At 58.6% G+C, this 13,229-nt stretch carries 14 protein-coding genes and 4 pseudogenes; 16 read left to right on the forward strand and 2 right to left on the reverse strand.

Going from position 1 to position 13,229, the window contains the following annotated elements; genetic code table 11:
• Positions 1–238: 238 nt before the first annotated feature.
• A pseudogene (locus NKH13_RS29965) lies at positions 239–1,353 on the forward strand (IS110 family RNA-guided transposase).
• Between the two features lie 286 nt (positions 1,354–1,639).
• On the opposite strand, the pseudogene NKH13_RS29970 reads toward NKH13_RS29965, so the two are convergent.
• Positions 1,640–1,783, reverse strand: a pseudogene (locus NKH13_RS29970) (transposase domain-containing protein); the annotation flags it as partial.
• A 124-nt stretch (positions 1,784–1,907) separates the two neighbouring features.
• Here NKH13_RS29970 and NKH13_RS29975 point away from each other — a divergent pair.
• From NKH13_RS29975 to NKH13_RS29995, 5 genes are all read left to right on the forward strand, one after another.
• Positions 1,908–2,264 carry a hypothetical protein gene (locus NKH13_RS29975; protein WP_352916380.1) on the forward strand — a complete coding sequence of 119 codons (357 nt, stop codon included), beginning with the start codon at positions 1,908–1,910 and terminating at the stop codon, positions 2,262–2,264.
• 61 nt (positions 2,265–2,325) lie between these two features.
• Positions 2,326–2,703, forward strand: a complete 378-nt coding sequence (locus tag NKH13_RS29980) for a transposase (RefSeq protein WP_352916382.1) — start codon at positions 2,326–2,328, stop codon at positions 2,701–2,703.
• 96 nt (positions 2,704–2,799) lie between these two features.
• On the forward strand, positions 2,800–3,027 hold the full coding sequence (locus NKH13_RS35770; protein ID WP_502914596.1) for a hypothetical protein: 228 nt from the start codon (positions 2,800–2,802) through the stop codon (positions 3,025–3,027).
• Between the two features lie 128 nt (positions 3,028–3,155).
• Positions 3,156–3,389 (forward strand): hypothetical protein, encoded by a 234-nt coding sequence (locus NKH13_RS29990; protein WP_352916384.1) that lies wholly within the window; start codon positions 3,156–3,158, stop codon positions 3,387–3,389.
• Complete coding sequence (locus NKH13_RS29995) at positions 3,367–5,139, forward strand: recombinase family protein (RefSeq protein WP_352916385.1); 1,773 nt, start codon at positions 3,367–3,369, stop codon at positions 5,137–5,139. Before NKH13_RS29990 ends, NKH13_RS29995 begins: the two co-directional genes overlap by 23 nt.
• On the opposite strand, the pseudogene NKH13_RS30000 reads toward NKH13_RS29995, so the two are convergent.
• Positions 5,042–5,604 (reverse strand): annotated as a pseudogene (locus NKH13_RS30000) (transposase); the annotation flags it as partial. The gene NKH13_RS29995 and the pseudogene NKH13_RS30000 overlap by 98 nt on opposite strands.
• Positions 5,605–5,936: 332 nt before the next feature.
• Between NKH13_RS30000 and NKH13_RS30005 the strand changes: the two are divergent.
• The 10 genes and pseudogenes from NKH13_RS30005 to NKH13_RS30050 form a co-directional block, all read left to right on the forward strand.
• On the forward strand, positions 5,937–7,190 hold the full coding sequence (locus NKH13_RS30005; RefSeq protein ID WP_352916387.1) for an ABC transporter substrate-binding protein: 1,254 nt from the start codon (positions 5,937–5,939) through the stop codon (positions 7,188–7,190).
• A 122-nt stretch (positions 7,191–7,312) separates the two neighbouring features.
• On the forward strand, positions 7,313–8,299 hold the full coding sequence (locus NKH13_RS30010) for a carbohydrate ABC transporter permease (RefSeq protein ID WP_352916389.1): 987 nt from the start codon (positions 7,313–7,315) through the stop codon (positions 8,297–8,299).
• Positions 8,299–9,129 carry a carbohydrate ABC transporter permease gene (locus NKH13_RS30015; protein WP_352916391.1) on the forward strand — a complete coding sequence of 277 codons (831 nt, stop codon included), beginning with the start codon at positions 8,299–8,301 and terminating at the stop codon, positions 9,127–9,129. Before NKH13_RS30010 ends, NKH13_RS30015 begins: the two co-directional genes overlap by 1 nt.
• 16 nt (positions 9,130–9,145) lie before the next feature.
• Positions 9,146–10,177 (forward strand): ABC transporter ATP-binding protein, encoded by a 1,032-nt coding sequence (locus NKH13_RS30020; RefSeq protein ID WP_352916393.1) that lies wholly within the window; start codon positions 9,146–9,148, stop codon positions 10,175–10,177.
• Positions 10,178–10,274: 97 nt separating this feature from the next.
• Positions 10,275–11,033: a ThuA domain-containing protein gene (locus NKH13_RS30025; RefSeq protein ID WP_352916394.1), complete on the forward strand. Its 759-nt coding sequence runs from the start codon at positions 10,275–10,277 to the stop codon at positions 11,031–11,033.
• Positions 11,034–11,063: 30 nt separating this feature from the next.
• Positions 11,064–11,322 (forward strand): annotated as a pseudogene (locus NKH13_RS30030) (Gfo/Idh/MocA family oxidoreductase); the annotation flags it as partial.
• A gap of 157 nt (positions 11,323–11,479) precedes the next feature.
• On the forward strand, positions 11,480–11,644 hold the full coding sequence (locus NKH13_RS30035; protein ID WP_352916396.1) for a hypothetical protein: 165 nt from the start codon (positions 11,480–11,482) through the stop codon (positions 11,642–11,644).
• A gap of 104 nt (positions 11,645–11,748) precedes the next feature.
• Positions 11,749–11,976, forward strand: a complete 228-nt coding sequence (locus tag NKH13_RS30040; RefSeq protein ID WP_352916398.1) for a hypothetical protein — start codon at positions 11,749–11,751, stop codon at positions 11,974–11,976.
• A 9-nt stretch (positions 11,977–11,985) separates the two neighbouring features.
• Positions 11,986–13,035, forward strand: a complete 1,050-nt coding sequence (locus NKH13_RS30045) for a Gfo/Idh/MocA family protein (RefSeq protein WP_352916400.1) — start codon at positions 11,986–11,988, stop codon at positions 13,033–13,035.
• On the forward strand, positions 13,032–13,229 hold a 198-nt coding region (locus NKH13_RS30050; RefSeq protein WP_352916402.1), incomplete at its 3' end, for a hypothetical protein. The genes NKH13_RS30045 and NKH13_RS30050, both read left to right, overlap by 4 nt.

Genomic DNA, 13,229 nt, shown 5'->3' on the forward strand with positions numbered 1-13,229 from the left:
TCCAGTGAAACCAAAGCGTACGCAATTGCTGTCAATCGGCCCGGACTTGGGACCCTGGATCGGCAGGCAAAAGGGGTCTGACGCAATCTCGATGAAGTTTTCGTTTATGCAGCACCGATCTACCGATCAATCGTAAGACCGTATGTCCGCCTCTGTCGGTGAGGTGGCTCGCCCTACACTGCGCGTCCGAGGGTTGCTCGAGCGGACCGAGCCGATCCTCATCACAGGAGGACGAGCCGTGGCAGATTATAGGGAAGCGTTTGTCGGAATCGATGTCGCGAAGCTGAGGAACGCCATCGCGATTGCGGACGCCGGCCGAGAGGGAGAGGTTCGCTTCTTCGGCGAGGTCGACGCGTCGGATGTGAGCATGCGCCGAGTTATCCAGCGGTCGCCGCCAAGTTCGATCGGGTGTATTTCTGCTACGAGGCCGGTCCGACCGGCTATGGTCTCTATCGGCTGATCCGATCGCTCGGCCATGAATGCATGGTGGTCGCCCCATCGCTGATCCCAAGGAAGCCCGGCGATTGGGTGAAGACGAACCGCCGGGATGCTCTTGCGTTGGCTCGACTGCTGCGCGCCGGCGAACTGACGGCGGTGTGGGTTCCCGATGAAGGTCATGAAGCCATGCGGGATCTCGTCCGCGCCCGGGCGGCCGCAGTCGAGACGCTTCGCGTCCACCGGCAGCATGTGAGCGCCTTCATGCTCAAGCACGGACGTATCTATCCTCGCAAGAAGGGCTGGACGATGCGCTATCTGCGCTGGCTGCAGGAGCAACCGTTCGATCACCCGGCGCATCAGATCGCGCTTCAGGAAATGGTCGAAGCGATCCGCGTCTCGAAAGAGCGGGTCGAGCGACTTGAGGGTGTGATCGAGGAGTTCATTGCGACCTGGTCCCTGGCGCCGATCGTGCGGGCACTGCAGACCCTGAGGGACGTAGGCCTAATCGTTGCCGTGACATTCGCCACCGAGGTTGGCGACGTGCAGCGGTTCGAGAGGCCACGCCAGCTCATGGGTTATCTTGGCCTCGTTCCCGGCGAACGATCGACCGGCGAGACAGTCAGACGGGGCGGCATCACCAAGGCAGGGAACGGCCGCGTTCGCCATATGCTGGTCGAGAGCGCATGGACGTACAGGCATCCTCCCAAGGTAGGCAAGATGAAGCTGTACCGGCTGGAGCAAGCTCCACCGAAGGTGCGCGAGATCGCATGGAAGGCCCAAACACGGCTGACCGCCCGCTATCGAATGTTGAGCGGACGCGGCAAGAGGACAACGGTGGTGTGCACAGCAATCGCCCGTGAACTGGCCGGCTTCATGTGGGCCGTTGCAAGGGAGGCCCAGGCGATCAGATCGTAGACCTGGGACGGCCTTTCATCTCGCGCATGGGCGGAGGCGGGACCCGGCAGGGGAATGCCCGTCAGACGCTTTGTGGCCGGCAACATGGCCGACGCCCGCAGTAAGATAGGAACAGCCCCGGACGCACAATCGGGAATGCGGTAGCCAACCCGCGCATCAGAGCTTGATCACCGACGTCCTTCAGTTCCGCCTCCACCATGCGCGACTATAAGAATGAGCAGCCGTTCCTCGGATCGGGCGACCTCCTGCGTTCCAAACCTTGACAGCGGACATCAGAGCGCTGTTCTCAGGCCACGGCCTTGAGGTCTGACTTTGTGACGTAGGCCCATGGCAGGAGATCGTCGATCCGGCTGTTGGGATGATCATCGACGATCCTGGTGAGGACGTCAGTAAGATAGCCGAGTGGCTCGATGCCATTGAGCTCGCAGGTTTATGCCGACCGCCGAATTATGCCGAGTGAGCAAGTTTTTACCAACACTTTCCTCAACGTAGCGGTAGCTGGATCGGCATAGCTTAGGCTCTCTCCCTCGCAATTGACGCGAAGGAGAGAACACATGAACGCAAGTGACTATCTGCAACGCAGCATACTGTATCGGAAGCTGATCCACGGGCCATATGGCGAGTTTGCACGCGTTGATGCCGGCAGATTGTCGCACGAAGGCTTCGGTCGCCAATGCACCTGGCGATCGCTAAGCTTATTTCGTGAGGTGAGAGACTGGCATGTCGGCAACGGGCACGATCTCCAGGATTTAAGCGAAGTTCATGTTGAGCGGTTTCTAGAGCACCGTTCCAAACACTGGAGCATCGATTCGGGCGACCGATCGGCGCTCCGGCGCTTGCTTGCCGCGTTACGGCAAGAAGGTTTGATGCGTAAGCGCCACGCCACTCCCCTCGTGCGAGGCATGAGGTGAATGTGCGAAGAATCCTCCCGATCGCGAGAGACGGAGGGCCTACGTGGGAGCAGACGGCAAAATGGACGTCGATTTGGACGTCCCAACAGCTGGCTACGCAGGCCGGCTCGAGGTTCTGGAAGGTCCAACGGGACGGCGGGTTCGCTCGGAGGCTGAGAGAGCCCGGATTGCGGCCGAGAGCCTGATGCCGGGGGTGCAGGTGGCGGCGGTCGCACGCAAGCATGGTGCGACCCGCTGGCAGGTCTACGATTGGCGGCGTCGCCTTCGTCAGCAACTGGCACCGCCGGAAAGCATGGGGCCGATGTTCGCGCCGCTGATGGTGGAAGAATCATCGGCGCCTCAGCGGAGGATGAGGCCACCGAAATCGACGCCGGCGAAGTTGGAGATCGTGATCGACGACATGGTGATCCGAACGGCGGTTGACCTCGAGCAGCTGTAGCAGGTGATCCGAGCGGTTCGGGCCTCGCGATGATGGCACTGGGCGCCGATCTCTAAGATCTACTTGGCGACCCGGCCGGTTGACTTCCGGCGCGGCATGGACGGATTGGCATTGGCTGTGCAGGAGATGCTAGGCCTCGACCCGTTCTGTGGGGCAGCCTTCGTCTTCCGGGCCAAAAGGGCGCAATTATCGACATTCTGCATATGGTTTCCGCTTTGCGACGGTTGCCTATCGCTGGCATCCGTTGTTTGGGAGCACGTTGCAGGTTTCGCCATTTCGTCGTGGGAAGGCGTTGACGTGCATCTACACGGAGGAGCGTCCTGACCTTTGCCGCGAACTCCCGAATTGGATGTTCGACGCCGGCTACTGCGCGGGCATGACGCTTGGGCGACCCGAAATCGGCATCGAGGGTCTCAATGAGTTAACGATCGTCCTGACGGCGCTCGGCGCGAATGGCAAGCAAGGCGCACAATCCCGCCCTTCAAGGAAGAAGGAGAGGGACGGTGCGAAGAAGCCGATATCACAATCGCGCGCAGCTCATCCTGCAGCTGGAGCGTCAAATTCCACATCCGCCAGTGGGCAAAAACACGAAGGGACTGGTCGAGACATTGGCCGACCTTCTGCTGGAAGCGCTGGCGGCCGAAGCGGATCAGGGAGGCGGTGATGAACCCGAAGATCACGCCTGATCACCTCGCCCGCTCGGCGGTAGTTTACGTTCGTCAATCGACCATGTCGCAAGTGACGGGCAATCTGGAAAGTCAGCGCCGGCAGTATGACCTGGCGGGAGCCGCAGAAGCGGTCGGCTTTGCATCGGTGACGGTGATCGACGACGATCTTGGCCGCTCGGGGTCCGGCCTGATGCAGCGACCCGGCTTTGAGCGGCTTGTCGCCATGGTCTGCTCCGTCGATGTCGGTGCGGTCTATTGCATCGAGGCGTCACGACTGGCGCGTAACGGACGGGACTGGCATCATCTGATCGACTTGTGCGCGCTGGCCGGCACGCTGGTCGTTGATCCGGATGGCGCATACGATCCGCGGCTCGTCAACGACCGCCTGCTGCTTGGGCTGAAGGGAACGATGTCGGAATACGAACTGAGCCTGATGCGACAGCGCGGCATCGCCGCCCGTGACTCCAAGGCCAAGCGTGGGGAGTTCCGCTTCATGCTTCCGCCAGGCTTCTGCTGGAGCGAGGCCGATAAGCTCGAGATCGATCCTGACGAGCACGTGGCCAACACCATCCGGCTGGTCTTCGCGAAGTTCCGCGAGTTGGACAGCGCGCGGCAGGTCTTCTTATGGCTGCGATCGGCAGACATTAAAATGCCCGTGGTCCGGCGCAATGTCGAGGTTTGCAAACTCGTCTGGAAGCCTCCCGCCTACCACAGTGTCATGCAGATTCTTCACAATCCGCTTTATGGCGGCGCCTACGCATTCGGCAGAACGGCGCAGCGGACACGGATTGTCGAGGGGCGCGCCCGTAAGGCCAGCGGCTTCAGGAAGTCTCGCGACGAATGGCATGTGTTGTTGCGTGACAATCATCCTGGTTACATCAGCTGGCAGGAATACGAGGAGAATCAGAAGCTCCTGCTCGAGAACGCGTATATGAAGAAGAACTGCGCGCGCAAATCTGCACGTGGAGGCCGCGCCCTGCTCACGGGATTGATGCTTTGTGAGCGATGCGGACGAATGATGCGCGTCTTCTATGGCATGGCGAACGGCAACGCCCATCGCTACCAGTGCCGCGGCGATGATGCCCATGTCGGCGCTGGCCTGTGCATCGGCATTGGCGGTCTGCGGATTGATCGCGCCGTCGCCCTGCAGATCCTAGAAGCCGTCTCCGATCGTGCCGTGGAAGCCGCGATCTTTGCTTCGGAGCAGGCCGAGCGTTCGCGAAAGGACATCGTTGCCGCCGTCGAGCGGGAGCTGGAAGCAGCCCGATACGATGCCTCGCTGGCCGGGCGTCGTTACGAACTGGTCGACCCCGCCAAGCGCCATGTCGCACGCGAACTCGAGGCTCGCTGGAACGATGCGTTGGACCGCGTGGCCACACTGGAGCGCCGGATCGCGGAGCTGTCGGCTCTGTCGGCGACACGCCCGAAGGTCGATCGCGCCCGTTTGCTTCAGCTTGCCCATGATCTACCGGCGGTATGGAACGCACCCTCAACCGACACTCGGACCAAGCAGCGCCTTATCCATATCCTGGTTCAGGAGATCGTATGTGATCTCGATGAGGCGACCAACGAAGCCGTGCTGCTGATCCATTGGACCGGCGGGCGTCACACCGAGGTGCGTGTTGCCCGCGTCAAGACCGGCCGTTGTCCAGATATGGCGCCGAGCGCCCGGTGCGTGATCGCACGCGCACGATGGTCGTGGCGTGCGGCAGGCGCAGTTCGCCGGGAAAGCGTCTTTGGCCTTCGAGCCAACCGGTTTCCGTGCTGACGGTAAAGGTGCGTTCCTCGATGCGGCCATGGGCCTTGCCGAGGTCGACAAAGCTATCGAGGCAATGGGCAGGGGCATCGTCGAAGTAGCGTTCGATCTCGGTGCGCAGCGTCGGCTGGTCGAAGTCCGGCTTGTCAGGCCATGTCTGGCGCACCCATGAGGTGAAGGCGTCCGCGAACAGCCCTGGATCGATGCGGTTCATCAGCATGGTCAGCCAGCGTCCGCCGGGCACGCCGTGGTGGTAGGGCAGGTACGGCGCAGCAAGTCGAGATGGGCCGCGCCCCAGTCGGCGATCAGGTCGTAGTCGTCGCAGTCGCAGATGGTGCCGCACACCACCAGAAGCAGCATTTCCTCAAGTGGATGCGCCACCCGCCACGGCTCGCGCGGGTCGTCAATGGCGGTAAAGTGCTCCAGAAGCGCCTTCAGGCGCGGCTTCTCGAACCCTTCAAGGATGGCAATGGTCATCGCGGGCGCTGCGAATCATCGAGCTCCATGGAATCAGCCAAGCCACAATAGCGAAAGTGCGTTAACCCGAGTTCGCAGCCCTGACGGCCTGACCCTTGACAGCGAGGTAATTTAATGGAACTGTATTCCACATGCCAAGCTATTCCAGAAATGTATTCATTCCAGCAGGGAACTGGCGGTTCGATCTAACGACGCTTTGCGCCAGGCGGAATTGAACGAACATCGACACGCTCCTCTGTCATATCTCAGAATTCGATTCGTACTTAACAGTCAATCGGATGCTGCGACAGCAGCGCGTTCAACAAGCCAAACAATGTGGAGGTGGAATATCTATGAAATCTTTCGTGAGGACCTTAAGTCTCGGCGCCGCGATGGCGTTCGTCGCCAACATTGCCAGCGCCGCCGAATTGACGTTTGCAACCGGCTGGGGGTTTGACTTCTATACGGCAGAGATCGCCAAGTTCGAGAAGGCCACAGGCAACAAGGTCAAACTCATACACTTGCCGTCCGGAGATGCCGCGAAAGTCAGCCAGTACCGCCTCTGGCTCGCGGCAGGCGACAAGAGCATCGACATTCTACGAATGGATAACATCTGGCTGCCCGGGTTTGCCAATGACCTGGTTGACCTTGCGGACGCGACCAAGGATGTGATCGGCCAGCACTTTCCCTCGATTGTTAACGCCCTGTCAGTCGACGGCAAGCTCCTTGCGATGCCGATGGAGTTAGATGGGGCGCTGCTCTTCTATCGCAAGGACCTTCTGGAGAAATATGGGAGGGAGCCGCCAAAGACTTGGGGCGAACTGACGGCAACCGCCAAGGAAATCCAGGATAAGGAGCGCGCGGCGGGCAACCCAGATATGTGGGGATATCTTTTCCAAGGAGGCGCCTCTGAAGAACTGACCTGCAACGCTCTGGAATGGCTTAACTCATCCGGCGGCGGCAACATCGTCGAGCCGGATGGGACGATTTCCATCAATAACGAGAAGGCGGCTGCCGCCATCGATCGGGCCAAGGACTGGGTGGGCACGATCTCCCCGCCGGGTGTGCTTGCCTACTCATCGGAGGAAGCGCGCGGCGTTTGGCAGGCGGGCAATGGCGTGTTTATGCGCAATTGGGTTTATATCTGGGGACTCGGTGACGCAGCCGACAGCCCGATCAAGGGCAAGTTTAGTGCTGTGCCATTGCCTGCCGATCCTGGCCAACAGTCGGCAGGCACCATCGGTGTGAAGGGCAACGCAGTATCAAGGTATTCCGAACACCAGAAAGAGGCCATCGAATTCGTGAAGTTCCTGGCTTCCGCGGAGGTGCAGAAGGAAGATGTAATTCAGCTTGGAGTGGTCCCAACGCGGCCGTTACTCTTTGACGACAAGGAGATTGTTGCGGCCCAGCCTTTTATACCCACTATGAAAGGGGGGATTGAGAACGGGTTGGTGCGACCGTCGGCGATCATGAAGACCAAGTACAATGAGGCTTCCAACGCCTTCTGGACCGTCGTCCACAACACGCTCGCCGGCAAGGGGACAGCTGCTGACAATCTCGGGCAGCTTGAGATCCAACTCACCGATCTGAAAGGCAGCGGCTGGTGATCCTCCCCAGCGAGGAAGGCTGACGACAAGTGCCAACCTCCTCGTCTGCAGACGTTGCTAAGGATGGCGGCGGCGGGGCCGCCATCCTTCCGATGAGCCAATCCGCATGGAAGTCTAGTGTGATGGCCGATATTCTTGTCGTGGAAACGCCGGCTGCCCGTGGGCGCCTCTCCCATACTATGTCGAATTTGAAAGCGCAGCGTGTACGCTCCGCCTGGGTGTTCGTGGCGCCCGCACTGCTGGTGTTGGCGCTCGTGGCCGTCTGGCCGCTCGCTCGAACCATCTATTTCAGCTTCACCAATGCCTCGCTCGGCAACATCGCCGAAACTCAATTCATCGGCTTTCAGAACTACTACGCTTGGAGCACACTAAAGAGTGGGCGCACGATCTTCCGCGGACTACTCGCCGATCCTGTTTGGTGGAACGCTGTTTGGAACACTCTGAAGTTCACAGTGATCTCCGTTATTTGCGAAACGATTCTCGGCCTTGTCGTCGCACTTGCCTTAAACTCCCAGTTTCCTGGACGCGGCATTGTGCGTGCCGCAATTCTTGTGCCATGGGCGCTTCCCGGCGTTGTGTCCGCCAATATGTGGAAGTGGATGTTCAACGACCAGTTTGGCATTGTTAACGACATGCTACTCCACCTTGGAGTCATCAGCCACAAGATCGCTTGGATGGCCGATCCTGACACGATGATGCCTGTTGTGCTTATCGCTGCGGTCTGGATGGGGACGCCCTTCACAGCGCTTCTCGTTCTCGCCGCACTGCAGACTGTGCCCAACGACATCTACGAGTCAGCCAAGATCGACGGCGTTCACCCGTTGATGGTATTTTGGTGGATAACACTGCCGCTAATCCGTCCGGCACTGATGGTCGCGGTAATTTTCCGAATCCTCAACGCGCTACGTGTCTTTGACCTCATTTACGTAATGACACCTAGCAGCTCCGAGACGGTGACCATGTCCATACTGACGCAACAATATCTGTTTGACTTTGACAGATTCGGCTACGGCTGTGCCGCATCGACCGTGCTCTTTCTTATACTGGCGTGCATCGCAGTCGTTTACATTTGGGTCGGCCGGGTCAACCTTGGGGGAGAGGGACGCTGATGTTTGTCTCCCTCGTTAAGCGAACCGCTTTTTATACACTCGTCATTGTTATTTTTGTCCTTTCGATCTTTCCCCTTTATTACGCAATCCTGACCAGCTTCAAATCCGGCACTGATCTGTTTCGGCCGGACTATTGGCCGACTGCCTTCAACCTCGCGAACTATGTAGCGATCTTTTCGACCGGGACCTTCGTCAGGAGCCTAGTTAACTCAGTTCTGATAGCCTCGTCAGTCGTTGGACTTTCGCTGCTCCTCTCCCTTACGGCGGCTTATGCATTGGGGCGTGTGAGCTTCCGCGGACGCTCGCTACTCCTCCTGACAATCCTGTCGGTGTCAATGTTTCCACAGGTGGCGGTGCTCGCGGGTCTCTTCGAGCTCATCCGCTGGGCCGGGATCTACAACACGCCTTTTGCGCTGATCTCCTCGTACCTCATTTTCACCCTGCCGTTCACGATTTGGGTACTGACGGCCTTCATGCGCGACCTTCCGATTGAAATCGAAGAGGCAGCGATTGTGGATGGTGCCTCACCTTGGGTAATTATCACGCGGGTTTTCCTGCCGTTGATGTGGCCTGCGCTTGTAACTACTGGGCTGCTGGCGTTTATTGGCGCCTGGAATGAGTTCGTATTCGCGCTCACTTTCACCTCGTCGGATTCCCAACGCACCGTTCCTGTCGCGATCGCCTCGTTCACAGGCCGTGGCGAGCGCGAAATTCCCTGGGGCAACCTAATGGCCGCGTCCGTGGCCGTCACGATACCGATCGTGGTTCTAGTGCTGATCTTTCAGCGTCGCATTATTTCCGGCCTAACGGCCGGCAGCGTTAAGGGCTGAAGATCAGGAGGAGATTATGGCCAAGTTGGAACTAAATGACGTTCGAAAGTCCTTCGGCGCCGTCGAGGTGATCAAAGGCGTGAACATGGAAATCCGCTCCGGCGAGTTTATGGTCTTCGTTGGACCCTCAGGCTGTGGCAAGTCCACTCTGCTTCGACTTATCGCTGGCCTCGAGGAGATCAGTTCGGGGACCGTCGCGTTTGACGATCAGATTGTCAACAATCTCGTTCCTTCCAAACGAGGTATTGCAATGGTGTTCCAGTCGTACGCTCTGTATCCGCATATGACTGTTTTCGAGAACATGTCTTTCGGTTTGCAGCTTGCAGGTGCAAGTAGAGAGGAGCGCAGGAAAAGGGTGGAGACAGCGGCCGAGATGCTGCAGCTTGCTCCCTATCTCAGGAGGCTCCCGCGCCAGCTCTCCGGCGGGCAGCGACAACGGGTGGCGATCGGTCGTGCAATCGTCCGCAATCCAAGAGTTTTTCTCTTTGATGAGCCGCTCTCGAACCTTGACGCGGCGCTCCGTGTCGAGACGCGTATCGAGATCGCTAAGCTTCACCGGAGCATGGACAATACGACTATGATATACGTGACTCACGATCAGGTTGAGGCTATGACACTCGCAGACCGGATCTGCGTTCTGCGAGATGGCCTAGTCAAGCAAATCGGGACGCCAATTGAGCTATACGAGCGTCCAAACTCGCTTTTCGTTGCGGGATTCATAGGTTCACCGAAGATGAACTTCCTTTCTGGAGAGCCCGCCAGGAAGCGCAATGTGCACACGATTGGTATCCGTGCCGAGCACTTGCACATAACCGAGCACGGCGAATGGACTGGTAACATCGTTCACTCTGAAGTGCTTGGCTCGGACAGTTACGTCTACGCCGACATCGGATCCGCGGCGAGTCAACCGATCATCGTCCGAGAGAACGGCACTTCGAAGCATCAGGTCGGTAAGACGGTCCGAATTTCGCCGATTGAAGATCATGTACATCACTTCGATGCACAGGGACAATCAATCGGGCGAATGCCGCTGCAAGGGGCGGCATAGGTCGACCCGCGAGCCACCATCAAAACGAGCTTCGAGGTGCCCGCTCGCCTGGAAATTCGGGCGACGGACAGCGACGACCAATCACAGGAGACTGAGTATGACCACGAACGCTGTTGTTTGGGGCGAAAATGTACACGAACAAAATAAACCCGGTGTCCGCGAACTCTATCCGGACGGGATGCACGGTACGATCGCCGCTGCTCTCAACGCAGATCCGGCAATAAGGGCCACGACGGCGACGCTCCAAGAACCGGAACATGGTTTGACTGAGAGCCGACTAGCGTCAACCGATGTTCTCATTTGGTGGGGACACACTGCACACAACGCAGTCGCCGACGAGATCGTGGAGCGAGTCATCAAGCGCGTTTGGGAGGGAATGGGTCTTATTCTACTCCATTCCGCTCACTTTTCGAAACTGTTCAAACGGCTGATGGGCACGCCGGGCACGTTGAGTTACCGTGAGGCAGCAGAGCGTGAGCGCATTTGGGTAGTCAATCCGCGTCATCGCATTGCTGAGGGCCTGGGTGAATATTTTACCTTGGAGCATGAGGAGATGTACGGCGAGCCGTTTGCTGCGCCGGAGCCGCTTGAGACCGTGTTTATATCCTGGTTTTCAGGCGGCGAGGTCTTCCGGTCCGGACTTACATGGCGTCGCGGTGCTGGAAACATTTTCTACTTCCGACCGGGTCACGAGACCTATCCGACTTATCACGATCAAATGGTACATAAGGTGCTTCGTAACGCGGTTAAGTGGGCGCACACTCCGCAAATCGCCTACTCGAGGGTCCATCAGGTGCCGCATGTACCTGTCGACATGGCGCTAGAGCCAATCGTCGATCGCAATCCGAAATTCTAACAGTTTAGTTAGTTCAAGGCAGGAGAATAAGTGCGACTTTCATTGTCAGGTGGAAGAGCAAACCGCCAGGCGATCGAATTTGGGAAGATCGCAGCGGTTAAGATAGTAGCTGCAGTGGACGTAGACCCAGCGCGCGTCAAAGCATATGCAGCCAAGTTCGACGCGGCAGCGAGTGTGACATCGGACCGCGCTCATTATCCGACAACCATGGCTCTAATCGCTGCTGGCAAGCACTTACTCTGCGAGATGCCCACTCGCCGAAAACTACGAGCAGGCTCAAGAAATGGCACACGTCGTGCAACCGCGTTCCCACCGTTCAATGTCGGACGATGTCGGATACGCAACGTAGCAGAAACAATTCTATCACATTGGTTTGAAACGGTTTTTCATTTTGGCATGGAACATGCGCGGTCATCCGCAACGCGTCACGGACGGAGGAGAGTCTCATGAACCCGCTTGCCGAAAATACCGCCGCCCCGGGTCTCACGGTTGCAGAACGATCCAAAGATGACGCTCGAGGAAGGCCCAGCAGCATGAAGACCGTTGCTTGCGTCCTCCGCTCGGGCGGCGAATTCGAGCCGCGCCATGTTGTCCGTCTGTTCAACCAGTGACCGAGCATTTGCCCGGCGCCAAGTTCCGTTGCTTCTCTGACGTTAGCGTGGGGGGCGTCGAGGTAATACCCCTCCGGCACGCGTGGCCGGGCTGGTGGGCGAAGATGGAGCTGTTCCGCCCGGAACTGCCCGGCGACTGGCTGTTTTTCGATCTGGACACTTCGATTGTCGGCAGTCTCGCTGATATGGCGGCGGTCGAGGGTCCGGTGATCATGCGCGACGTTGTCCAGCCGTGGCGATTGCAAAGCAGCATCATGGCGATCCCGCAATCCATCAAGGTGGCGGTGTGGGAGGCGTTCACAGCCGCACGCGCAGAAGTCGGCTCTCAGTGAGGAATGTCCATGCGTTTGCTTATTCTCGGAACCGGCGGCAGGGCGAACCGCCACGCAATTGAATTCGGCAAGATCGAGGGCGTCGAAATAGTCGGCGCCGTCGACGTCGACCCGGCGCGCGCCAAGATCTTCGCGGCCAAGTACAACATCGAGCGCACCTTCACCTCGCTCGAGGAGGCGATCGCCTGGGGCAAGTTCGATGCGGCAGCGAACGTAACCTCCGATAAGGCGCATTACCTGACGACGTTGGCGCTGATTGCTGCTGGCAAGCACGTGCTTTGCGAAAAGCCGATCGCGGAAAACTACGCGCAGGCGGCCGAGATGGCCTCGGCAGCCGAACGCGCGAACCTGGTCGCGATGGTCAATTTCAACTTTCGTGAATTGCCACCATTACAGAAGGCGCGCGAGCTGGTGCTCTCAGGTGAAATCGGCCGCCTTCGGCATCTCGATGCTTCCTACCTGCAGAGCTGGTTGGTGTCAAACGCGTACGGCTACTGGGCGAGCGAGCCGAAGTTTCTTTGGCGGCTCTCGACCAATCATGGCTCGAACGGTGTACTCGGCGATCTCGGCATCCATATCCTTGACTGCGCCACCTATGCTGCCGGCAGTTCTGTGGAGCGACTATTCGCCCGACTCAAATGCTTCGAGAAGATGCCGGGCAACCGCATCGGCGATTACGACCTCGACGCCAATGACAGCTTCGCGATGACTGTGGAGCTCGAGAATGGTGCATTGGGGATGATTCAAGCCAGCCGCTGGACCACCGGCTATATCAACGAGTTGAAGTTGAGGCTATTTGGCGACAGAGGGGCACTGGAGATGGTCTGCACGGACCAAGGCTCCAGCCTGAAGGCTTGTCTTGGAGAGGATGTTAATAGCGCCGTCTGGCGCGAGATTGGCGTCGGTGTGGTTCCGACGAATTACAAGCGCTTCGTTGAGGCGGCCGAATCCAGGCAAATGGTCGAACCCGGTTTCCGCTATGCCGCGAACCTGCAGAGGGTGATGGATACTGCGATCCAAACCGAGCGCAAGCGCTGCGAGCTGAAGGTGCCCAATTGAACGCGATCGGCATAGCGCTTCCCCACGAGCCAGCAATCAGTGAGACCTGTTACTATCTGTTTCAACGGCGCGTGGCCTTTGTGTCCGGCGATGGCCCGGGGCAATTGGAGAAAGGCCTGCGCCTAGACATCGACCGAATGGATAGTCTTTCTTTTGGGTTCTCCGCCGCTCCCAAATGCAATGCAGGCAGGGCT

This window comes from Mesorhizobium sp. M1348 (assembly GCF_040317925.1).
In the GTDB taxonomy this organism is placed as follows: Bacteria; Pseudomonadota; Alphaproteobacteria; order Rhizobiales; family Rhizobiaceae; genus Mesorhizobium.